21 protein-coding genes are annotated in these 21,978 nt (G+C 70.6%); 11 read left to right on the top strand and 10 right to left on the bottom strand.

What is annotated here, in order from left to right:
• Positions 1-6 precede the first annotated feature (6 nt).
• Positions 7-993 carry a CdaR family protein gene (locus ACZZZB_RS08830; protein WP_192004185.1) on the top strand — a complete coding sequence of 329 codons (987 nt, stop codon included), beginning with the start codon at positions 7-9 and terminating at the stop codon, positions 991-993.
• A 51-nt stretch (positions 994-1,044) separates the two neighbouring features.
• Here ACZZZB_RS08830 and ACZZZB_RS08825 read toward each other — a convergent pair whose 3' ends face one another.
• Positions 1,045-3,483: a glycoside hydrolase family 2 TIM barrel-domain containing protein gene (locus tag ACZZZB_RS08825; RefSeq protein ID WP_463529476.1), complete on the bottom strand. Its 2,439-nt coding sequence runs from the start codon at positions 3,481-3,483 to the stop codon at positions 1,045-1,047.
• 167 nt (positions 3,484-3,650) lie between these two features.
• Between ACZZZB_RS08825 and ACZZZB_RS08820 the strand changes: the two genes are divergently transcribed.
• On the top strand, positions 3,651-4,709 hold the full coding sequence (locus ACZZZB_RS08820; protein ID WP_463529475.1) for a LacI family DNA-binding transcriptional regulator: 1,059 nt from the start codon (positions 3,651-3,653) through the stop codon (positions 4,707-4,709).
• 51 nt (positions 4,710-4,760) lie between these two features.
• Here ACZZZB_RS08820 and ACZZZB_RS08815 read toward each other — a convergent pair whose 3' ends face one another.
• Positions 4,761-5,660 (bottom strand): NAD-dependent epimerase/dehydratase family protein, encoded by a 900-nt coding sequence (locus tag ACZZZB_RS08815; RefSeq protein ID WP_463529474.1) that lies wholly within the window; start codon positions 5,658-5,660, stop codon positions 4,761-4,763.
• Between the two features lie 65 nt (positions 5,661-5,725).
• Here ACZZZB_RS08815 and ACZZZB_RS08810 point away from each other — a divergent pair, with 65 nt between their 5' ends.
• Entirely contained in the window at positions 5,726-6,037 is a 312-nt protein-coding gene (locus ACZZZB_RS08810; protein ID WP_064295846.1) for a metalloregulator ArsR/SmtB family transcription factor, read from the top strand.
• A gap of 73 nt (positions 6,038-6,110) precedes the next feature.
• Here ACZZZB_RS08810 and ACZZZB_RS08805 read toward each other — a convergent pair whose 3' ends face one another.
• Complete coding sequence (locus ACZZZB_RS08805) at positions 6,111-7,007, bottom strand: alpha/beta hydrolase fold domain-containing protein (protein WP_463529473.1); 897 nt, start codon at positions 7,005-7,007, stop codon at positions 6,111-6,113.
• 172 nt (positions 7,008-7,179) lie between these two features.
• Between ACZZZB_RS08805 and ACZZZB_RS08800 the strand changes: the two genes are divergently transcribed.
• Positions 7,180-7,674 (top strand): GNAT family N-acetyltransferase, encoded by a 495-nt coding sequence (locus tag ACZZZB_RS08800; RefSeq protein ID WP_079704598.1) that lies wholly within the window; start codon positions 7,180-7,182, stop codon positions 7,672-7,674.
• A 24-nt stretch (positions 7,675-7,698) separates the two neighbouring features.
• Here ACZZZB_RS08800 and ACZZZB_RS08795 read toward each other — a convergent pair whose 3' ends face one another.
• The gene (locus ACZZZB_RS08795; protein WP_463529472.1) at positions 7,699-8,592 is read right to left on the bottom strand and encodes a DUF808 domain-containing protein; all 894 of its coding nucleotides are present in this window, start codon (positions 8,590-8,592) and stop codon (positions 7,699-7,701) included.
• Between the two features lie 133 nt (positions 8,593-8,725).
• On the opposite strand from ACZZZB_RS08795, the gene ACZZZB_RS08790 reads away from it, so the two are divergent.
• The 4 genes from ACZZZB_RS08790 (at position 8,726) to ACZZZB_RS08775 (ending at position 11,937) form a co-directional block, all read left to right on the top strand.
• Positions 8,726-9,127 carry a (R)-mandelonitrile lyase gene (locus ACZZZB_RS08790; protein WP_463529471.1) on the top strand — a complete coding sequence of 134 codons (402 nt, stop codon included), beginning with the start codon at positions 8,726-8,728 and terminating at the stop codon, positions 9,125-9,127.
• 131 nt (positions 9,128-9,258) lie between these two features.
• The gene (locus tag ACZZZB_RS08785) at positions 9,259-10,431 is read left to right on the top strand and encodes a hypothetical protein (protein ID WP_463529470.1); all 1,173 of its coding nucleotides are present in this window, start codon (positions 9,259-9,261) and stop codon (positions 10,429-10,431) included.
• Positions 10,432-10,641: 210 nt separating this feature from the next.
• The gene (locus tag ACZZZB_RS08780) at positions 10,642-11,586 is read left to right on the top strand and encodes an alpha/beta fold hydrolase (protein ID WP_463529469.1); all 945 of its coding nucleotides are present in this window, start codon (positions 10,642-10,644) and stop codon (positions 11,584-11,586) included.
• A gap of 90 nt (positions 11,587-11,676) precedes the next feature.
• A complete protein-coding gene (locus tag ACZZZB_RS08775) occupies positions 11,677-11,937 on the top strand; it encodes a hypothetical protein (RefSeq protein WP_064295852.1) in 261 nt (86 codons plus the stop codon).
• A gap of 40 nt (positions 11,938-11,977) precedes the next feature.
• On the opposite strand, the gene ACZZZB_RS08770 is transcribed toward ACZZZB_RS08775, so the two are convergent.
• Positions 11,978-14,269 carry an FdhF/YdeP family oxidoreductase gene (locus ACZZZB_RS08770; RefSeq protein ID WP_463529468.1) on the bottom strand — a complete coding sequence of 764 codons (2,292 nt, stop codon included), beginning with the start codon at positions 14,267-14,269 and terminating at the stop codon, positions 11,978-11,980.
• The gene (fdhD, locus tag ACZZZB_RS08765; RefSeq protein ID WP_463529467.1) at positions 14,266-15,144 is read right to left on the bottom strand and encodes a formate dehydrogenase accessory sulfurtransferase FdhD; all 879 of its coding nucleotides are present in this window, start codon (positions 15,142-15,144) and stop codon (positions 14,266-14,268) included. The genes ACZZZB_RS08770 and fdhD overlap by 4 nt, the downstream gene beginning before the upstream one ends.
• A 93-nt stretch (positions 15,145-15,237) precedes the next feature.
• Here fdhD and mobA point away from each other — a divergent pair, with 93 nt between their 5' ends.
• Genes mobA through ACZZZB_RS08750 form a run of 3 tightly spaced genes read left to right on the top strand, consistent with a single transcriptional unit; the run spans position 15,238 to position 17,419 of the window.
• Entirely contained in the window at positions 15,238-15,915 is a 678-nt protein-coding gene (gene mobA / locus ACZZZB_RS08760) for a molybdenum cofactor guanylyltransferase (protein ID WP_463529466.1), read from the top strand.
• Positions 15,912-16,184 carry a DUF6457 domain-containing protein gene (locus ACZZZB_RS08755; protein ID WP_192004195.1) on the top strand — a complete coding sequence of 91 codons (273 nt, stop codon included), beginning with the start codon at positions 15,912-15,914 and terminating at the stop codon, positions 16,182-16,184. The genes mobA and ACZZZB_RS08755 overlap by 4 nt, the downstream gene beginning before the upstream one ends.
• Positions 16,181-17,419, top strand: a complete 1,239-nt coding sequence (locus ACZZZB_RS08750; protein WP_463529465.1) for a molybdopterin molybdotransferase MoeA — start codon at positions 16,181-16,183, stop codon at positions 17,417-17,419. The genes ACZZZB_RS08755 and ACZZZB_RS08750 overlap by 4 nt, the downstream gene beginning before the upstream one ends.
• A 12-nt stretch (positions 17,420-17,431) precedes the next feature.
• Here the strand turns inward: ACZZZB_RS08750 and ACZZZB_RS08745 are convergent, their stop codons facing one another.
• Genes ACZZZB_RS08745 through ACZZZB_RS08730 form a run of 4 tightly spaced genes read right to left on the bottom strand, consistent with a single transcriptional unit; the run spans position 17,432 to position 21,976 of the window.
• Complete coding sequence (locus ACZZZB_RS08745) at positions 17,432-18,244, bottom strand: HAD family hydrolase (protein ID WP_463529464.1); 813 nt, start codon at positions 18,242-18,244, stop codon at positions 17,432-17,434.
• On the bottom strand, positions 18,241-19,395 hold the full coding sequence (locus tag ACZZZB_RS08740) for a cysteine protease StiP family protein (protein WP_463529463.1): 1,155 nt from the start codon (positions 19,393-19,395) through the stop codon (positions 18,241-18,243). The genes ACZZZB_RS08745 and ACZZZB_RS08740 overlap by 4 nt, the downstream gene beginning before the upstream one ends.
• The gene (locus ACZZZB_RS08735; protein ID WP_463529462.1) at positions 19,392-20,786 is read right to left on the bottom strand and encodes a phosphoribosyltransferase domain-containing protein; all 1,395 of its coding nucleotides are present in this window, start codon (positions 20,784-20,786) and stop codon (positions 19,392-19,394) included. The genes ACZZZB_RS08740 and ACZZZB_RS08735 overlap by 4 nt, the downstream gene beginning before the upstream one ends.
• Positions 20,783-21,976 (bottom strand): HpcH/HpaI aldolase/citrate lyase family protein, encoded by a 1,194-nt coding sequence (locus ACZZZB_RS08730; protein ID WP_138945983.1) that lies wholly within the window; start codon positions 21,974-21,976, stop codon positions 20,783-20,785. Before ACZZZB_RS08730 ends, ACZZZB_RS08735 begins: the two co-directional genes overlap by 4 nt.
• Between the last annotated feature and the right edge of the window lie 2 nt (positions 21,977-21,978).

Genomic DNA, 21,978 nt, shown 5'->3' with positions numbered 1-21,978 from the left:
GACGCCATGCAGGAACTCGTCGGCCGCCTCACCGCCTTGGATCCCGAGGCGAGTGAAGGTCTGAAGGTCATCGCCTACTTCGACGCGCTCGTCGCGGGCGGGGTGAACACCGAAGCGCTCACCCGCGGAGCAGCCGTTCTGGCCGGGGTGCCAGCAGGAGCGCGTACCCCGGAGGCTGCCGTCCGCGTCGATCCTGCCGGCCACCGGCTGCCCGTCGAATCCGCGGACTGGCCGACGCGCACGGTCGCCGGTGACGGGTCCGTCTGGTTGGAACGCGTCGGAGTCGCCCACGCCAACGACGCAATCGTGCTCGAACGGTTCGCGCTCGCCGTGGCCCTCCTGCGGTCGCGGCGTCACCCGCAGGCGGATTCGTCGGTGCAGATCCTGCTCGATGCCGATCGTTCCGAGTCGGAACGATCGCAGGCCGCCGAACGACTGTCCCTCTCCGGCTCCGCCCTGCGGGTGATCGCGACGTCACCGTCGGTGCACCCGCAGGGCGGTCCGTCGGCCCTCACGGTCGGCACCGGTGGCGTGCTGCGGGCGACGATCATCAGCGGTCCCGACTCGGTGCCGGGACCGTCTACTGTCGACGGCGTCGCCGGAATCGGACGCCCGGGCGTCGCGACCCAGCTGGCGCGATCGTGGGCGGACGCGCAGATGGCCATCAGCATGACGGACGCCTCCCACCGGGTCGTCGACATCGCGGACCTCGGTATCCTCGCTGACGCGGTCCGGGAGTTGGCCGCCACCGCGGCTGGGGTGCCGGACGTCTCGGCGCTCGCCGCACTCGACGATCGTGCCGTGCGGGTGCTCGACGCGCTGGTGCGAGGTGACAGTGTGCGGTCAGCAGCGCAGGAGCTCGGCATGCACCACTCGACGTTGCAGGGCAAGCACGAGCACTTCACCCGGATCCTGGGATACGACCCTCGTGAGCCGGTCGGCCGGGCGCGCTACGAACTCGCCTCGCTGCTGCTCAGATCCATGGGGCGTTGAGTCGCCCCGTTCTGCACGGAATACGGCGATATCCGTGCAGAATCGGGCGACTCAGCGAGCCGCTGCCTCCAGATCCACGACGACGTCGTCGAGGCCGGCGCCGCTCACCGTCACCGTGATGGCACCGGGCCCGCTCGGCCGGACGATCGCCAGCGCCCGTCCGTCGAAGGTGGTGCGCGTGGTCGCGTCGAAGCGCTCGGTCGTCTTCGGGGTGCCGGTTCCGAAGCCCGCGAGCCGACCCGCGCCCGCGACGCTGACCGAGACCGCGCGGTCGGCGCCGGTGACCAGGACGCCGGCCGCGTCACGCAGCTCGATCGCGATGAAGGCGAGATCGGTGTCGTCGGCGCGGAGCGTCGTCCTGTCGGCGGTCGCCACGAGCCTGGTCGGGCCGGTGGCGGAGACGAGCGCGGTGCGGCCGACCTCCGCGCCCGAGCGGAACGCGACCGCCTCGAGCGTGCCCGGCCGGTAGACGGTCTCGAACTCGGCGAGCTTCGGCCGGCGTCCACCCACCGGCCCACGCGCCACCTCCACACCGTCGAGCAGTAGGGCCACCTCGTCGGCGTCGGCGGCGACCTCGACCGTGACCGGCGCGCCCTCGAAACCGGGCCATGTCCACGAGTCGACCGAGTCGCTCCACGCCCACGGGGACTGCATCGTGATCGTCTGCCCGTGCCGTTCCGGTCGGAGCACCGCGATGGCCGGCTCGGACCGCAGACCGAAGACGATCTCCCGGTAGTACGACACCGGCCGCCGCCAGCCGGTGATGTCGAAGTCGCCGCACCACGCGGTGAGGTACGGGAACTCGCGCTCGAGTGCACCGTTCGCCTCGGGATCTTCAGCGTAAGAGGTCGCACCGATGCCGACCTCGCCGAGGTAGTCCCAGCCGGTCCAGGTGAAGTCACCGATCACGTTCGGGTTCGCCTCGACGAGCGGCCAGAGGTCGCCGATCTGGGTCGGGAAGGTCTCCGAGCCGACGATCACGCGGTGCGGGAACCGCTCGGCATCGCTCGCGTAGCGGCCGTCCGCGTAGTTGAGGCCGAGGACGTCGAGGGCCGCACTGGACTCCTCGGTGCGCGTCGTGACAGCTTCGGAGGAACCGATGAGGCTCATCATGTTCGCGCCCGCTTCGCCCATCAGCTCGTTCAACCCTTGGTCCGCCGCCATGATGCCGTCCAGATCGTCGAGCACGGCCAGGGTCGCGTTCACGCCGTTCGTCACGAGTCGTGTCGGATCCAACGCCCGCACGTGCTCGGCGAGTTCCCGCGCCTGGATCGCGCCGTGCGGGGTGCCGACCTCGACGATCTCGTTGCCGATCGAGTACATGATCACGCTCGGATGGTTCATGTCCTTCGCCACCATCGACTCCAGATCGGCCCGCCACCACTGCGCGAAGTCGAGGGAGTAGTCGTTGTCCGTCTTGCCCCGGCCCCACATGTCGAAGGCCTCGTCCATGACGAGCATGCCGATGCGGTCGCAGGCGTCGAGCATGGCGGGCGACGCCGGATTGTGGGCCGCGCGGATCGCGTTGAAGCCGGCGTCCTTGAGGAGCTGGATACGCCGTTCCTCGGCGCGCGCGATCGACGCTGCACCGAGCGGACCGTTGTCGCTGTGGATGCAGGCCCCGCGCAGGAGTACCGGCTCACCGTTGATGCGGAGACCCTTGCGCGGGTCGACGGTGACCGTGCGGATGCCGTGGACCGTGTGGACGACGGCTGCCTCGTCGGCGGGTCGGTCGTCGACCTCGAGCGAGGTCCGCGCCGAGTACAGCGCCGGTGAGTCGACGCTCCACAGGGCCGGGTCCGGCACGTACAGGCGCTGGCGGATGAGCGCGCTATCGCCTGGCGCGACGGTGACCGGCGTGCGCTCGCCCTCGACCACGCTCCCGTCAGGGCCGGCGAGTTCCGTCGCGAGGATGCGTGCACTCCTGGTGAGACCCCGGTTGACGACGGTCGTCGCCACTTCGAGCACCGCCTGGTCGTCCTCGACCCGGATCGTCGTGATGCGGACACCGTCGGGCTCGATGTGCGTGGGTTCGTCGACGTGCAGGAGGACCGGGCGGTGCAGGCCGGCTCCGGCGTACCAGCGGGAGTCCTGCCCTGCGCGGGTCTCGATGCGCAGCGTGTTCGTCTCGCCGAAGCGGAGGAACGGGGTGAGCTCGACGAAGAAGCGCGCGAAGCCGTCGGCACGATTGCCGGCGAACTCGTCGTTGAGGTACACCATCGCGTGTCTGAACGCGCCCTGGATCTCGAGCCGGACGATGCGACCGGACCACTCGGCAGGGACCTCGAAGGTCTTCACCTGGCTGAAGGCGCCGGCGGGGAAGTAGGCGGCCCCGCCCTTGGCGAGTGCGTCCGGCGACCGCTCGGCGTCGCGCAGGGCGTCGTGCGGGAGGGTCACGGCTCGCGAGTCGTCAGCGCCGCCCTGGACAGCGGCGAAGGGGCCTCGGGGTGCGCGGACGATCCAGTCGCCGGTGAACGGGATGGTGGTCATGACGTGCTCCAGTGCAGATCGGGATGACGAAAGTTTTTCGGCGTCGTGCGCCGTGATCCCGACGGTAAGCGAGACTGCGTGACGTCGTCAACGCGTCGATTCGAAACTGTTTCGCTAGGCTGGGCGCGACCGGCGGCCGCCCGCTGTGGGACGAGGGAGGGGACTCCATGGCACGAACACCGATGACGGGTCCGACGCTGGCGTCGATCGCAGAGCGCGCCGGTGTCTCGATCGCGACCGTCTCGAAGGTGATCAACGGTCGATCGGGCATGTCCGAGGCGACCCGTGCCCGGGTCGAGACGGCCGTGCGCGAGCTCGGGTACCGCCCGACACCCCGGTCGATCCCCGGTGCTCCACGAAGCATCCACGTCGTGTTCGACACCCTGCACAGCGTCTACTCCCTCCGTGTCCTCGACGGCATGGTCGCCGCGGCACAGCGGTCGGACATCGATCTCGTGACGCGGGTGCTGTCGCCCGGTTCCGGCTTCGGGTCCACGGATGCGACCGGAGACGAGGTGGCGCTCGACCGCGGCTTCGTCGACGGCGTCGCGGCGCGAGGGGCGATCGGCATGATCGTCGTCACGACGCCCATCGCCGCCGACGTCGTCGACGCGTGCCTCGACGCGGGCATCGCGCTCGTCGCGGTCGACTCGCCTGATCCGCTCGACCGCTCGGTCGCGAGTATCGGTTCGAGCCACGCCGCCGGCGGGCAGCAGGCGGTCGAGCACCTCGTCGGCCTCGGGCATCGGCGGATCGCCTTCGTGGGCGGACATCCGGCGAATCCCGGCCTCCATGCGCGGGCGGTCGGCTATCGAGAGGCGCTCTTGTCGGCCGGTGTCAGGCTCGACCCAGGGCTCGTCTCGGAGGAGGGGATGGGCACCTCGGCGCGGGCGGTCGAGCGCATGCTCGCACTCGACGACCCGCCGACCGCCGTGTTCGCGACCAACGACGCCGACGCCTTCGCCGTCATCCGCACGGTCGTCCAGGCCGGTCTCCGCGTGCCGGAGGACGTGAGCGTGGTCGGCTACGACGACACGTACTCGGCGATGCTGACCGTTCCGCTCCTGACGACCGTCCACACCTCGATGCACGACATCGGCCGGGCGGCGGTCGACACCGTCCTCCGCCTGCATGCCGGCGAGCGGCCGTTCTCCCATCACCTCGAGCTCGCGACGACGCTCATCGCGCGGGAGTCGACGGGGCCGGTCCCGCCCTCGACGCCCTGAGTTGCCCGAATCTGTGCGTTTCAGCCCGAATTTCGAGCAGTTTCGGGCGACTCAGCGGGACGAGCGCGGCAGGCGGAGGTCGTGGAGCGTGAAGCGGCCGACGGGGAGCGCGGCACGGATCCGGGACTCGTCGAAGCGGCGTGAGGGACGGAGGTCCGCGGGGAGTTCCGGTGCCGCTGGGGCCGCCTCACTCACGCCCTCGGCCAGCATCTGCGCCTGCGCCTTCGCCACCAACGGCGTCTTCATGAGGCGTTCCGTCGCGCGCGCGAGCAGGCGGATCGTCCACACGGGGACCGGGACGTAGAGCGGGCGGCGTCCGGCCACGTGCGCGATCCGGCGCACGGCCGCACCCAGCTCGAGCTCCTCGGCGCCCATGACCGCGACGGTCGGTTCCGACACCCGGCCCTCGAGTGCTGCGACGAGGACGTCGACGGCGTCCGCGACCGGCACCGGACGCACGCGGCGCTCGCGGTAGCCGACGGTCGCGAACACCGGGAAGGTGCGGACGGCCTTCGTGACGTGATCGACCATGTGGTCGCCGGCGCCGTAGATCATGCCGAACTTGAGGACGGTGTGCGCGATGCCCGAGCCCCGCACGATCTCCTCGGCCGCCCACTTCGTCTCGTGGTACCCGGAGCCGCAGTCGGGTCGCGCGCGGAGGAAGCTCACCAGCACGATGCGACCGACGCCGGCGCGACGGGCCGCGTCCACGACCGACCGGGTGCCATCGACGTGCACGCGCTGGAAGGTCTGCTCGCCGAGCTCGCGGTTGATCCCGGCGCAGTGTGCGATCGCGTCGCAGTCGGCGAACGCGGCGGTCAACGCCTCGACGTCGTCGATCTCCACGCCGGTGCGTCGGGAGACGACGACGATCTCGTGCCCGTCGTGCTGCAGTCGCTCGGCCAGGTGTCGTCCGACGAACCCGGTCCCACCGGTGATGGCCACTCGCATGCTGTCTCCTTCGCTTGTTAGCAATATAGCGAAACTGTATATCGCAATTGTGCTAGATTGCAAACATGGCAGATACAGCGTCGGACATCTTCGCCGCGCTCGCTCATCCGACGCGGCGGCAGATCCTGCAGGACCTCAAAGACGGCGAGCTCGCCGCGGGGGAGATCGCCGCACGCTTCGACGCCACCGGTCCGACCATCTCGCGGCACCTGAGCGTCCTGCGCCAGGCCGGCCTCGTCTCCGAGCGCCGCGATGCGAACCGCATCCTCTACTCGCTCGTCGGTGAGCGCCTCGCGCTGTCGGTGGGCGACTTCCTGTCGACCGTGTGCCCGGAGCAGATGGTCCTGCGTGAGGTCCGCAAGCGCCGGACCGCGTAGCTCGGTCTCGATCCGGCGCTGAGTCGCCCGAAGATGTCCGATTCCGCCGCGATCTCGAGCCGTTTCGCGCGACTCAGCGCAGCCCGCGCGTGACGCTGCGGACGATCGTCTGCGTGGCGGCCTCTCCGGCGCGGGTCGGCAGTAGTGCCCAGACGTGGAACTGTCCGGTGCCCTCGTGGTAGTCGACGCTGACGCCGGCCGCTTCGGCTCGTTCGACGAGCAACTCTGCGTCGGGGTTGAGGACGTCGCGGGTCCCGCTCAAGAGCGTGAGTGGTCCGAGCCCGGCGAAGTCGCCGAAGAGGGGGCTCACGGTCGGATCGGTGATGTCCAGATCGCCGCGCCAGTGCTCCGCGAACACGCGTCCGCCGGGCGTCGCCAGCCAAGGGTCGCTCGGCTGCACGAGGGGGATCCGCGGGTTGCTCCAGGTGAGGTCGAGCGCCGGTGACAGCAGGGTGGTCATCGGCAGGACGACGCCCTCGTCCCGGAGTCGGAGCGCAGCCGACAGGGCGATCTGACCGCCGGCCGAGTCGCCCGCGAGGACGGTCGGCCCGTGCCGCTCGATGCTGCGCCGGACCAGCTCGACGACGCCGTTCTGCGCCACCGCCGCGGTGCCGTAGGGCACGAGCGGGTAGATCGGGAGTGTGACCACGGCGCCGGTCTCCGCGGCGATGGTGGCCGCCAGCGTCCAGTGCTGCGGTGCGATCTCGCCGACCCAGCCGCCGCCGTGCGCGTACACGACCCCGCCGATCGCCGGTCGTCGCGTGGGGGACACGGTGTACACCGGCCACTCTCCGAAACGTTCGACGTCGACCCGGACGTCGCTGCGGAGGGTGCTGGGTGGACCGTAGGACGCCGGCCGGAGGGTGCGCTCTCGGATCCGGCGACGCGCGCCGGCCTCACTCACGAAGGCGCGGTTCGCGCGGATGAGTCGGAGCGCTGGGCCGACGACGACGCCTGGGATGGTGAGCACGGTGCCTCCGCGGTTGACGGGTTCCTGGGGCTCGCCACGGTAGCAGCGCAGGCTGGGCAGGAGTCCCCGTCATGCTGGAGGTGAAGCGCTCCGACGGGTCTTCGTCGTGGGACACTGGCAGACGGCGTCGACGTGCCGATCGCGCCGCAGCAGCCCGTCCCGAAGGAACCGCATGCCCGAGCTGAACCCCGTCGTCATCGAGCGAGTCGCCTGGGACGACGAGCGGGCCGTGCGGCTCCGCGCCGCGATGGACGAGGAGATGGACGCCCGGTACGCGTCGGCCTGGGAGGACTGGGACCCCGAGGCCGCCGAGCGAGCGCTGACCGCGTTCACCGTCGATCCTGCCGACATCAGTGCGACCTTCCTGGCCCTCATCGACGGCGAGCCGGTCGGCCACGCCGCCCTGCGCCGACTGCACGGCGAATGGGAGCTCAAGCGCGTCGTCACCCTCCCGGCTCATCGCGGGCGGGGCGTCTCGAAGCGTCTGATCACCGCCGTCGAGGACACCGCCCGTGCCGAGGGGGCGTCCCGCCTCATCCTGCAGACCGGCGACCGCCAGCCCGAGGCCGTGCGGCTCTACGAGTGGCTCGGCTACGAGCCCATCCCGATCTACTCGCCGTACGAGGTCATCCCGATGTCGCTCTGCTACGCCCGCCCGCTCCGCTGACGCTCGGCGGCGCGACTGTCGTCGCTAGTGAGCAGCCTTCGCGGGCTGGTTGCGTGAACGCAGGCGCGAGATTCCGGTCACGATCGCGACGACGATCAGACCGAGGACGAGTCCGAACACGGCGGACATCGCTGTGTCGGCGATCCAGACGACGACCGGTCCGGCGGCCTCGATCGCGTGGGTGACGACGTGCACGAGGTCGTACGGGCCGTGCCAGAACGTCTCGGCGAGGTTCGCGATCACGAGGTGGCCGCCGACCCAGAGCATCGCGACCGTGCCGACGATGCTGATGACGCGGAAGACCGCGGGCATCGACGCGACGATCCGTGCGCCGGTGCGGCGGACGCCGCGTGACGGGTTCTTCATGAGCCGGAGTCCGATGTCGTCGATCTTCACGAGCAGGGCGACCGCGCCGTAGACGACCGCGGTCATGACGAGGCCGATGACCATGAGGGCGCCCAGTGTCATCCAGATGCCGAGCCCCGAGTCGAGGCTGGCGAGGGAGATGAGCATGATCTCCGTGCTGAGGATGAGGTCGGTGCGGACCGCCCCGGAGACGAGCTTCTTCTCGTCGCGGACGTCCTCCTCCGCCTCCGCGTGGTGCATGCCGAACCACTCCATGACCTTCTCTGCACCCTCGAAGCAGAGGTAGGTGCCTCCGATGATGAGGAGGAACGGCAGCACCCAGGGGGCGAACGCCGTGAGCAGCAGGGCGATCGGGATGATGATGACGAACTTGTTGATGAGGCTGCCGCGGGCGATCCGCCACACGACCGGCAGTTCCCGCGCGGGGGTGAGCCCCTGCACGTACTGCGGGGTGACGGCCGCATCGTCGATGACGACGCCGGCGGTCTTCGCACTCGCCTTGAGGGCTGCGCTGAGGATGTCATCGACAACGGCGAGCAGGCCGACCGACATGTGCTTCTCCTTGGCTCGGGGATCACGCCGCCGCAGGCTCGGCAGGGACGGAGTCCACAGTACTGTCGTGATCGCCGAAGGGTGTACTGCTGGACACTCCCTCGCCGACGTGCACGGCCGTAGCGTCGTCCGTATGCAGATCCAACCGAAACCCGCGACGATCAAGAACCCCGCCGAGCAGTTCACCGGCGACGTCTACCTCGACCTGCTGGCCGCGCCGCAGCAGGACGGCCAGCACATGATGGTCGCGAAGGTGCGGTTCCTCCCCGGCGCCCGCACCGCATGGCACTCCCATGCCAACGGGCAGACCCTCCACGTCACCGAGGGAGTCGCCCTCATGGGCACGCGCGACGGTGCCGTTCTCGTCGTCCAGCCGGGCCAGACGGTCTACACCCCACCCGGCGAGGAGCACTGGCACGGAGCCACGCCCGACGACTACATGGAGCACCTCGCGATGTTCGAACAGGCGGACGACCCGGCAATGAGCACGACCTGGCTCGAGCACGTCGCCGAAGCCGACTACCACCGCCCCTGACCGACTGCCCGACCGCGACCCGGCTTCTCCGCTGTGGAGAAGCGGGGTCCTCCCCGGAGGTAGGGAGGCCTCCCTTCCATGCGGATGCCACCCCGGTACTGTTGGCACTCACGACAGATTGGGGATTTCGAATGGTCGAGACCACACCGCGCCGCTCACGGTCGGCCGTGCTCGCGCTGACCTTGACGATCGGAACGCTCGTCGCGGCGGCGATCATCGGCGGATACTTCATCATCGTCGGCGATCAGGCCGACATCGCCGGGCGGGTCTGGCTCACGCTGCTGCTGCTCGCGGCCTTCGTCGGGGCCGTGTCGCTCGACGCCGCAGCCGGCCACGGACCCAACAAGTGGTACCTCGCGGTGTCGACGTTGGTGAACATCTTCCTCGTCACCGTCGGCCTCCTGAAGCTGTGGAACGGGTGGCTCCAGCCGCCGAACACCTCCGACGGGTTCGTCTGGTCCACGCAGATCATGCTGTTCCTCGGCATCCTCATCATCGTGCGTCTGGCGCTCATCATCATCCAGGTGTACTTCCTCCACTTCGTCACCCGCGCCACGTCCACCGTGGTCAGGGCCACCGGCATCGTGACGATCGCGCTCATCATCGCCACGGTCCTCGTGCTCGTGCTGCCCATGGCGTTCCCAGAGGGCACCTGGGCTGACTGGTGGTGGCGCATCGCCGCGGCCACGACACTCGCTGCGGCGATCTCCGCCGTGATCCCCGTCATCGTCCGGGCGTTCTCGCCGAAGCCGGAGGGCGAGCGGGTGTCCTACGGGCAGCAGCCGTACCGTCCGGAGGTGTACCAGCAGGCCGCACCCGGCTACCCGGTTCAGAGCTACCCGGGGCAGCAGGGCTACCCGGGCCAGCAGCCGTACCAGGGGCAGCCGTACCCGCAGCAGCCGCACCAGGGGCAGCAGCAGCCGTACCAGGGGCAGCAGCAGCCGTACCAGGGGCAGCAGCAGCCGTATGGCGGCCAGCCGAATCCCGGCCAATATGGGCAGGGCTACCAGGGGCAGCCGTACCAGGGGCAGCCGGCCCCGCAGCAGTTCACCCCGCAGCAGCCGGGCCAGCAGTGGCCCACGCCGTCCTGGCAGGGCTCCGCGCCCGGGCAGCCTGCTCCGGCACAGCCCGCGCCGCAGCAGTGGGGGCCTCCGCAGCCGCAGGTTCCCTCGTCGCCGGTTCCGCCTGCGTCTCCGCAGCAGGACCAGCAGCGTCCGCAGGAGTCCCGCCCTCCGCAGGAACCGAAGCAGCCGACGGAGCCGCAGCAGCAGGCGCAGCCGCAGAGCCCGCCGCCCGCCGAGTAGGCGAACCGACGACGGAGCCGGCTGGAAGCTGACCGCTTCCAGCCGGCTCCGTCGTCGGTCGCACTCGAAGCCGGGCTCCGCTTGCGTACAACTGCGTAGCTATGTCGGGCACGTCTTCGCCCAGCGGCGGATGTGGCGATGCGCTCGCTCCGTGAGTATGGAATCGGCGCGGTGCGACCGCCCGCCGCCGACTCCTCACGATGGGTGACGATGCGCAAGCTCCTGAAGGTTCCACTGATCTCGATCGCCACGATCGCCGGCCTCGTCGCGGCGGGCCTCGCGACGACGAGCATCGTGAACGCCGTCGCGAGTTCGTCGGAAGCGAGCGAACTGCAGCCCTACGGGCAGTTGGTCGACGTCGACGGCAAGGACATGAACGTCGTCATCAGTGGTTCCGGCGCCGAGACGATCGTCCTGCTGCCCGGGCAGGGCACCGCGGCACCCGGCCTCGACTTCGAGCCGCTCGTCGACGAGCTCCGCGACCAGTACCGGGTGGTGGTCGTCGAGCCGTTCGGCTACGGCCTCAGTGATCAGACGGACGTGCCCCGGACCTCGGCCAACATCGCCGGAGAGGTGCACGCCGCCCTGCAGCACCTCGGCATCGACCGCTACGTCCTCGCCGGACACTCGATCGCCGGCATCTACGCCCTCGAGTATCTGGAGCGGTTCCGCGCCGAGGTGACGGCGTTCATCGGGATCGACACGAGCGTCCCGACCCAGCCCGGAAGCGACGAGCCGACGCCGACCGACGGCGTCGACACGCTGCACGCGCTCGGCATCCTCCGCCTCCTCACCGCCATCGCGCCCGACCCGTACGAGGGCCTCCCGTACGACGCCGACACGAAGCGCCAACTCGCGATCCTGACGAACCGCAATGCGATGTCGCCGACGCTGCTCGACGAGATCGCCCACACGCCCGGCAACTTCAAGGCGGCCCGATCCCAAGCGTTCCCGGCCGACCTGCCGATCCTCATGTTCGTCGTCGGCGACGACCCGGAACTCTCCGACTGGGTGCCCCTCCACGAGGAGCAGCTCGCCGGAGTCGACCGGGGTGAACTCGTCCGACTCGACGGCGGCCACTACCTGCACCACACCGAGGCGGCGGTGATGGGCGAGGACATCAAACGGTTCCTCGCCGACACGCCGGGAGACTGAATCCCCGGCCGATCCGGGCTGGCGTGTCGTCGGATGTCGGGTTAGGCTCACTCTCTATCGAACGTATGTTCGAACGACGGGAGGCCACGCATGTTGATAACGAGCACCGAGATCGCGGTCTGGACGACGCCGGCAGGCGTGCCGGAGCGACTGTTCTGGGACGGAGCCCGGTACCTCGTCACCGACACCCCGACCCCGCTCGAGCCGAACGTCTCGTTCGTCACCCATCCGCCCGCGGCGACCCCCGCCTGGCGGTTCCAGGCGACCGCTGCAGACGGCCGGTCCTTCGTCTTCGACATCCGACTCGACGCCGCGCGCGGACGCTGGCAGCTCCTCCGAGCGTACGAATGAACCGCTCAGACCATCGCCCGGGCCGACGTCGCTCCGGCTGTCAGGCGGCCGGCTGCAACCGCACGACGATCGCCTTCGAGACCGGGGTGTTGCTGCGGTCGGCCGTCGAGTCGAGCGGGACGAGGACGTTCGCCTCGGGGAAGTACGCCGCGGCGCATCCACGAGCGGTCGGGTAGGAGACGACGCGGAAACCGCGGAGCTCCCGATCCGGCTGCCCGGCCCACTCGCTGAAGACGTCCACCGTCTGCCCGTCCTCCAAGCCGAGGTCACGGAGGTCGTCCGGGTTGACGAAGACGACGTTCCGGCCCTTCTTGATGCCGCGGTACCGGTCGTTCAGGCTGTAGATCGTCGTGTTGAACTGGTCGTGCGAGCGCAGGGTCTGCAGGAGCAGCCGACCGGGCGGGCAGTGGATCGGTTCGAGCTCGTTGACCGTCAGCAGGGCGCGACCCTCGGGGTTCGTGAACGTGCGGGAATCCCGCGGTCCGTTCGGCAGGACGAAGCCGTCCTCGCGGCGGATCTGCTCGTTGTACCCCTCGCAGCCCGGCACGACCCGTCCGATGTGTTCGCGGATCGTGTCGTAGTCGTCCTCGAACGCCTGCCAGGCGATGCCCGAGTCCTCACCGAGCGTCGCACGCGCGAGGCGCGTGATGATGGCGACCTCGGAGAGCAGACCGGGCGCTGCCGGCGGGATACGGCCGTGCGAGGCGTGGACCGCGCACACCGAGTCCTCCACGCTGACCATCTGCGGTCCGCTCGCCTGCAGGTCGATCTCGGTGCGCCCGAGGGTCGGCAGGATGATCGCCGCCTCGCCCGTGACCGCGTGCGAGCGGTTGAGCTTCGTGGAGATCTGCACGGACAGCTGCGTTCCGCGGATCGCGGCCTCGGCGGCGGCGGTGTCGGAGATCGCCGCGACGAAGTTGCCGCCGAGCGAGATCCAGGTGCGGACCTCGCCCCGCTGCATCGCTCGGATCGCGTTCACCGCGTCGACCCCGTGCTCCCGCGGCATCGGGACCGCGAACTCGCGCTCCATGGCGGCGAGGAAGGACTCGGGCATCTGCTCCCAGATACCCATCGTCCGGTCGCCCTGCACGTTGCTGTGCCCGCGGATCGGCGATGCCCCGGCGCCAGGCTTGCCGATGTTCCCGCGGAGGAGGAGCAGGTTGATGATCTCCTTGATCCCGTTGACCGCCGCCTTGTGCTGGGTCAGACCCATCGCCCAGGTGACGATCGTCGCCTTCGACGCGATGTAGCGCTCGGCGAGTTCGTCGATCTGCTCGCTCGTGAGGCCGGTCGCCTCGAGCACGGCGGCCTCGTCGAGGTCGGCCAGGTGGGCCGTCAGCTCCTCGAGTCCGAGGCAGTGCTCGGCGAGGAACGCGTGGTCGAGGATCGTCCCCGGAGCTGCCGCCTCGGCCTCCAGGACCCGCTTCGAGACCGCCTGCAGCAGCGCCATGTCGCCGCCGAGCCGGATCTGCAGGAACTGGTCGGAGATGACCGTGCCGCGCCCGACCATGCCGCGGACCGTCTGCGGGTTCTTGTACCGCTCGAGCGCCGCCTCGGGGAGCGGGTTCACCGAGACGATCGTCGCGCCCGCTTGCTTCGCGTCCTCGAGCGCCGTGAGCATGCGCGGATGGTTCGTGCCCGGGTTCTGGCCCATGACGATGATGAGGTCGGCCTGCTCGAAGTCCTCGTACCGGATCGTCGACTTCCCGACGCCGATCACCTCGCCGAGCGCCGTGCCGGTGGACTCGTGGCACATGTTCGAACAGTCGGGGAGGTTGTTGGTCCCGAAGGCGCGAACGAAGAGCTGGTAGACGAAGGCCGCCTCGTTCGACGCGCGGCCGCTCGTGTAGAACACGGCTTCGTCGGGGGACGCCTGCCCACGCAGCTGCTCACCGACGATCGCGAACGCCTCGTCCCAGCTCACCGGCCGGTAGTGGTCCGAACCGGCCGGCTTGTAGACGGGCTCCGACAGCCGACCCTGCATGCCGAGCCAGTACTCCGACTTGTCGGCGAGATCGCTGAGCGGGTGTTCGGCCCAGAAGGCGCTCGGGATGACGACCGGCGTCGCCTCCCAGATGACGGCCTTCGCGCCGTTCTCGCAGAACTCGAGCTTCTTGCGGTCGTCCGGGTCGGGCCAGGCGCAGCTCATGCAGTCGAAGCCGCCGCGCTGGTTGATCGAGGTGAACAGCTCCGCGGTCCGCTTCGGTCCGAGCTGCCGGAGGGCGGGCTCCATCGAGTGCAGGATGCCGGGCAAGCCGACGGCGACGTGCTTCGGGTGGGTGACCTCGATGTCGGCGTCCGTGACGTCCTCGACGGGCGGTTCGGCGCTCATGCGTTCGCTCCGGTCTGGAGTGCTGCTGGTGCCGAGCCTTCGGCCGGGTCGGCGAGCCGGTGCGCTCCGCTGTAGACGACCATCGAGTCGCCACGGAGGAAGCCGACGAGCGTCATCCCGAGTTCGGTGGCCAGTTCGGCGGCGAGCGACGACGGAGCGGAGACGGCGGCGAGCATCGGGATGCCGGCCATCGAGGCCTTCTGCGTGAGCTCGAAACTCGCGCGCCCCGACACCATCAGGACCATGGAGCGGAGCGGGAGCAACCCCTCCTTCGCCGCCCATCCGACGACCTTGTCGACGGCGTTGTGTCGGCCGACGTCCTCGCGGAGCACGAGCATCTCGCCGGTGCGGGCGTCGAACAGGCCGGCCGCGTGCAGACCGCCGGTGCGTTCGAAGACCGCCTGCTGTGCCCGGAGGCGGTCGGGGAAGGTCACGAGGAGCGCCGGGTCGAGGAGGAAGTCGTCGTCTGCGACCGTGTACCGCGAGCTCGTCCGGACGGCGTCGATGCTCGCCTTGCCGCAGAGGCCGCACGAGCTGGTGGTGAAGAAGTTCCGTTCCAGGCTCGGATCGGGGGCGGGGACGCCGGGGGACAGGGCGACGTCGAGCACGTTGTACGTGTTGACGCCCTCGTCCGTCGCGCCGGCGCAGTACCGCGCGGTCCGGACGTCGTCACCCCGACCGATGACGCCCTCCGAGACGAGGAAGCCGATCGCGAGGTCGACGTCGTGGCCGGGCGTCCGCATCGTGATGGCGAGCGAACGACCACCGACGCGGATCTCGAGCGGCTCCTCGACGGCGAGGACGTCCTCGCGGGTGCGTGCGGGCTGTCCCACCGTGATGCGGGTGACGCGTCTGCGCGCCGTGATGCGAGTCATGGCTCATGGCTATCACCACCATCGGACGAGGGCAAGGTGCCTCACCGGATCCGCAGCCGCCTCGGGGGCTGGATCGCGGCTTAGGCTGGTGCCATGTCCGTCGACGCGATCATCCTCGCGGGAGGGCGGTCCTCCCGTCTCGGCGGCGTCGCGAAGGCGTCGTTGTTCCGCGACGGCCGGACGCTCCTCCAGCTCGCGGTCGATGCTGCGCGGGCGGCCGGCGGCCGTGTCGTCGTGGTCGGCCCCGAGGCCCGGACGACCGCTCCGGTCCGCTTCGTCCGTGAGCGCCCCGTCTTCGGCGGCCCTGCCGCGGCCATCGCCGCAGGCCTGGACGCCCTGCGTGATGGCGTCGCGGCCGAGGGCCCCACGCAGGTCGCCGTCCTCGCCTGCGACATGCCGGATGCCGCACCTGCGCTCGCCGCGGTGCTCGACGCCGCCACAGCCGCGACCGGGACCGAGACCGACGGCTGGGTCGCTGTGGACGACTCCGGTCGTGAGCAGCCGCTGCTCGCCGTCTACGACCGGGAGGCCCTGGAACGCCGGGTCGCCGCACTCCGGGCGTCGCAGCCGAGCGGTGACCTCGCGGGTGTCTCCGTCCGCCAGCTGCTCGCCGGACTCGTCCTCCGACAGGTGCCCATTCCCGACGGCGGCTCGGCCGACGTCGACACCTGGGCCGACGCCGCCGGACTCGGGGTCGTCACCGCCGTCGAGTCGCCGACGCCGACCGCGTCCACCACACCGACCGCCGACCCTGAGGAGCGTCTCCGATGACCGATGACCTGCATGCCGTCCTCGCCGACTGGACCGACCGGGTGTCCGCCGAGCTGGAGCTCGGCGACGTCGCGGTCGACATCGACGCCGTCCTCGGACTCGCGGGCACGGCCGCGCACGCCGTACGGCGTCCGGCCGCCCCGCTCACCACCTACCTCGTCGGCATCGCCGTCGGGAAGGCGCTCGCGATCGGGGCGGATCCGGTCGCCGCCGCCGAGGCTGCGACCGCGGCCGTCGAGCGGCTGGTCGCCTCGGACTCGACCGCATGACGAGGTCCTCCTGGTCGGACGCCCGCACCATCGCGCATGCGGCGGGTGCCGCGCAGCGGTCCGACGTCGTCGACACCCTGGCGCTCACCGAGGCCCTCGGACACGTCCTCGCGGCGCCGCTCGTCTCGCCCATCGCGATCCCGCACTACGCCTCCTCGGCGATGGACGGCTGGGCGGTGGCCGGGGTCGGCCCGTGGACCTTGCTGACCGGTGGAGACGCCGAGCGCGCACGATCGGTCGGACTCGGCGACGGTGTCGCGGTCGACGTCCTGACCGGTGGACTGATCCCGGCGGGCGCCGAGGCGGTCCTCCAGCTCGAGCACGGCGTGGTCGAGCAGAGTTCGGGTGCTGCCAGCCTCCACCTCGCGCCGTCCGCGCCGAGCGAGGAGCCGCGGCCGGGGCGGCACATCCGGCCCGCCGGAACCGAGTCACCCGCGGGGTCGACCGTCCTCGACGCCGGCACGCGTCTCGGTCCCGTGCACCTCGCGGTCGCCGCCGGCGCCGGCTTCGACCGCGTGCCCGTCGTGCCGCTGCCGCGGGTCCGCCTGGTCCTCACGGGCGACGAGGTCGTCACGAGCGGCGTGCCCGCGCCCGGGTTCGTGCGCGACAGCTTCGGCCCATCCCTCCCGGGAGTGATCGCCTCGCTCGGTGGCGTCGTCACGTCCAGCGTCCGTGTCGGCGATGATGCGTCCACCACGGCCGCCGCCCTCGGGCTGACGAGTGCGGTCGGCGTCCCGGCCCGCCAGCAGCGGGACCTCGTCGTGACCACGGGTGGTACCGGTGACTCGCGCGCCGACCATGTCCGAGCGCTGCTCCGCGACGCCGGCGCGGACTTCCTCGTGGACGGCGTCGACGTCCGCCCGGGTGGCCCTGCGCTGCTCGCGCGGCTGCCGGACGGTCGTCTGTTCGTCGGGCTGCCCGGCAACCCGCTCGCCGCACTGCTCAGTGTCCTCACGCTCGTGCACCCGGTGCTTGCGGGCTTCCAGGGACTCGAGCTCCCGGCCCTGCGACCGGCGGTGCTCGCCTCGCCCGTCGACGGGGCTCGCTCAGGGACGGTGCTGCGCCCCTACCGCTCGGTGCACGATGCGGACTCGCCGACGCCGCATGCGGAGCCGACGCCCTGGCACGGGGCAGCCATGCTCCGCGGGCTCCCCGACGCCGATGGCGTGCTCGTGTGCCCGGGCTCCGGCACAGCCGCGGGCGGCCTGGTACCGAGTCTCGACCTGCCCTGGTGATCGGGCCTCGGGTCAGCGGCCCCGGACGGCTGCCGCCGTCATCAGCCGCAGCAGTTCCTCGCCGGCGAGGATGCCGCGCCGCTCGGTGACCGTCAGCGTGTCGATCGTGAAGCCCTCGTCGTCGAGCTCGCCGTGCGCCGGCCGGAACGCGAGGTCGGCGGTCTCCAGCATCGACTGGTCGAGGAGCGAGTCACCGGCCGCGAGGACGAGTGGTCCGTCGAGGCGGCGGGCGACTTCACTGACGGCATCGTGCTTCGTGAGCGTCCGGGGTACGCAGTAGAGCTTGCGTCCCTGCAGGGACACCGTCCATCCGAGCCGTTCGCACTCCTGCTCGACCTGTTCGAGCCAGCCCGCCGGGATCGCGTCGCGCTCGACGATCGAGTAGAAGAACAGCGCATCCGCGACGTTCGTCTTGAGGATCCAGGTGGGCGACGCCAGCTCCTCGAAGCGCGCGAGCGCCTCGTCCAGCGGAGCGGTGTGGTCGGTGAGGTGCGCTCGCACCCGGTCACGCCAGTCGGCGTCGGGGACGCCGTCGACGAGGATCTCGCCGCCGTTGCTCGTGATCGCGTATGCGGGCGCGCCGCCCGGCAGCTGCACCCGCTGATACTGCGCCACCGTGCGCGTCGTGACCGGCATGAACACGGCCTGCGAGCGCAGCTCGATCAGCAGTCGCTCCGACTCGCGCGTCATGAACGAGATCGGCACACCGTTCCAGAGCTCCGAGACGACGATCGACGGCGCCTCGGGGTCAGGCGTCTGGAGCCAGAACGCCTTCGGCGAGTAGATGAGGGTGCGGTCGAGGTCGCAGGCGACGAGGGCGCTCACTGGGCGTCTCCCGCCGCGGCGTCGCTCAACGGGTTGATGAGTCCGACACAGCTGTAGGGCAACCCGGGCACGACCTCGACCGGCACACCGCGCTGCTCGGCGAGCAGGAGCACGTGCGCGACGTCGTCGAGGGCGTCCGGTGACACGAGCACCTTCCACGGCACCCGGCGGAGCAGGACGCGGGTGGTCTCGCCGACACCCGGCTTCACGAGGTTCACCGTCGGGATGTCGTACTGTTCCCGGATCCGCTCGACGGCCTCCCAGCCGATCCAGCTCGGTTCGCGATCGGCCGCCGAGGCCTCCTCGACGCCCGCTACGACGTCGTCGACCACCTCGGCGAAGCGGCTGGAGACCGCGTCGAGGAAGGCGCCGGAGACGTCGTGACTGCTCAGCTCGCGGTAGAACTTGGCGCCGTGGAACTGGTCGTCGGAGAGCAGCTCGCGGTTGTACACCGTGCGGGACACGAGGCCGGAGACGGTGGAGTTCAGGCACGCCGAGGGGATGAGGTAGTCGTCGCGGGTGCCGTACACGGGCACGCAGTGGCCGGGGTCGGCGAGGACCGCCAGCTCGTCGGAGAAGCGGATGCCGTCGGTCTCGGCGAAGAGTTCCAGCGCCGCCGTCAGTTCGCGCGCGATGGCGCCCTTGCCGGTCCAGCCGTCGACGAACGCGATCTGCTCCGGGTCGTGGTGCGCCGCGAGGTAGCGCAGCGCGGTTCCGTCGACGCCGACACCGCGCACGATGCTCATCGTGTAGTGCGGCACGTCGATCCCACGGACCTCCTGCGCCCAGCGACGCATGAGGATCCCGATGGGCGTTCCGGCGCGGGCGAGGGAAACCAGCACCGGCCGGTTCGCACGGGACGCCAGGACGAGGTCGGTGACGACACCGACGGCCACCGCGAGACGTCGGCTCGAGCGCGCGAGGGCGTCCCGGTAGAGCTCCTCGTACTCGGGGGAGGGCAGGTACTCGATGGGCAGCGACTCGGCGTAGTGCGCGCGACCGCTCTGGATCGCGGCCTCGCGTTCGGAGGCGTCGGCCTCGAGGCGGGTGTCGCCGAGGTCGGTGAGCAGCCAGCGCACCTCCGAGGCGTCGTAGGACCCGAAGTCCGGTCCGGTGAGCGGCTCGGGGAGGGCGGCGGCGTCGATGGTCACGGTGCGGGGTTCCATTCGGCTGGGGTCGGGACGGATTCGGAGAGGAGGACGACGATGACGTGGTCGGTGACGGTCCGCAGTGCCTCGACGACGCCGTCGGGCCGAAGCAGGAGCTCGCGGTCGGCGCCCGGCTCCGGGAACAGGACCACCGCCGCGAACCGTGAACCACCGCGGGAGAGGTTGTAGGCGAAGCGGGGTCCGAAGCCGTCGATCGTGCGGTCGTGACTGGTGAAGGACACCGCGCTCGCGATGGCGTAGTCGTCACGGTCGATGACGGCGATGGGGGACCGCGTGGTGGTGGAGAAGCGTGTCGCTCCGCGGGCGCGGTCGAGGTGGGCGGCGACGGCCAGCGGGACCGCGATGAACTCCTCGGAGCCGAGCACCACCACCTCGCCGTCCGGCAGCTCCGGAAGGACCCGGTCGGCGATCGCGGCGGTCACCGCGTCGTCCAGGCGTCCTGTCGCACCGAAGCGCGCGCTCCGCACGGGCGGCAGGTCGGAGGCGTCCACGACGACGACGTCGCCGGTTGCGGTCGATCCGGCTACCGACGCGGCGGGTGCGGCGTCGATGACCGCCCGCGCGCGGGCGAGGACGTCCTCCGGAAGGTCGACGGCACCCACGCCGAGCGCCACGACGGTGATCCGGGTGCCGAGGCTGTCGGCGAGTTCATCGAAGCGCTGTCGGTCCGCATCCGAACGCAGGTCGATGAGGCCTGCGACCACCCAGTGCGCCTGCGGCGTGGTGGCGTGCAGCGCGGTGATCGTGTTGCGGACGGTGCGTCCGGTGCTCAACTCGTCGTCGACGAGCACCGTGGTGCCGCCGACCGTGGCCCACGCGGGGTCGCTCGGGTACAGGCGGTGGTCGCTCGCGTGCGAGTGCTCCTCCTCGAACGGTGTGAAGGGCACGTCCGCCTCGTGCCTCGTGGAGTGGAGGTACGGCGAGCCGAGCGCGTCGGCGACGATGTGGCCGAGCCCGGTCGCCGTCTCGGCATAACCGACGGTGACGAGCTCCGGCCCGGCCGGTGGCGCCGCATCGCGGAGCTGGGCGAGGTGCTCGCGGACGGCGGTGAGGGCGGCGAGACCGTCAGCATCCGGCCGTTCCCGACGGGCCAGGAGCTGCGCCACGGTGTCGAACGGAGTCGTCTCCGGATCGCCGCCGTCGAGCGCGCTCCGCACCAGCAGTCCGAGCAGTTCGCCGGCGGCGAGTGCCAGACCGGGCACGGTCGGCACGTGTTTGGCGAGGACCGTCGACACGAGCAGCTGCGCGCGTTTGGGGTTGTCGCGGAGCGCGAGACCGACGAGGTCCTCCACCGGGATCAGGCTCCGGGACGCGTTCGAGCGCAGGCCGATGCCGACGGCGTCACTGACGAAGCCGCCCGTCCATACGGTCACCGCATGCTCGTCTCGAGGAGGTCGACGAAGGTCGTCTCCTCCGCTGCCACCCCGAAGGCATCCGCGCGGAGCAGGGTCTTGCGCGCCCATGCCTGGTGCGGCTTCATCTCGTTCATCTTGTTCCGGTAGGGGGAGGCGTTGGCGCCGCCACCCACGTCGCCGACGACCGAGAGGGCGTCGACGTACTCCTCGTGGCTCACGACCGACATCGCGTGGACGACCGGCACGTGGCTCGGGTGGATGACCGTCTTGCCGAGCAACCCGTTCGCCTGGTCGAGCGCGATCTCGCGGATGAGGCCGTCGAGTCCTTTGAGGAGCAGCTTCTGACGCAGCTGCGCCTCGTTCGCGTCCTGGAACGGCGTCATGCGCAGCTGCGGGCGCATGAGCCGCTCCGCGTTGTGGAAGTGCTCCCAGACCGTGCCGGTGATGACGAAGTCGTCGCCCGGTCGACCGAAGACGTTGACGACGTCGGCGATGACCGAGGAGACGAGTTTCACGTCGTACACGGTGAGGTCGCGGGAGCGCCGGAGCGAGAAGGCGCTCGAGAGGTCGGTGGCGCCGATCCGGACCGCGAGTACGTCCTCGCGGTGGGCCTTGGTGACGTCGACGATCCCGGAGAGGGTGTCGTCGCGGGTCTCGCGGTGGATCATCCGCGGCGACTCGAGGATCGGCATGACCCGGAGCCGACGCGCGCCGTTCGACCCGTCCTGCCCGTAGTCGCGCTGCACGCGACCGAGCGCTTCGAAGAAGCGGTCCGCCACCCCGTCGCTGTTCTCGTACTTGGGGATGACGAAGCCGCTCAGGAGGTCGAGTCCCGGACCGAGGAGCCCGGCGACCCGCTCGAGCTGCTCGGGCGTGCGGACGCGGATGAAGAGCAGCGGCAACACCGGGCGCTTGGACCCCGAGCTCTTGGCGGCGAGCTGCTGCATCGCCTCCGCGACGTTCGTCTCGGCGAACTCGACCGCGTCGTCGGGGACCGAGTCCTCGAGGCACAGCACCATGCTCAGGCAGCCGTGCTTCGCCTGCTTCACGACGTCCTTCGCGAGCGTCGGGCGCGTGCCGGGACTGTAGAGCGTGGCGCCGAGTGCCGCCGCCACGTGTTCCGGCGGGGAGTCGATGCTGATGGGGCTCGGGAGCTTGTGGAACAGCCGCGACGCGCGCTTGTCGTCGACGTAACTGAAGTGGCGCATGG

This window comes from Plantibacter sp. AC185, assembly GCF_979258065.1.
Note: the sequence above shows the minus strand (reverse complement) of the source record. Positions and strands in the feature narration are given on the sequence as shown.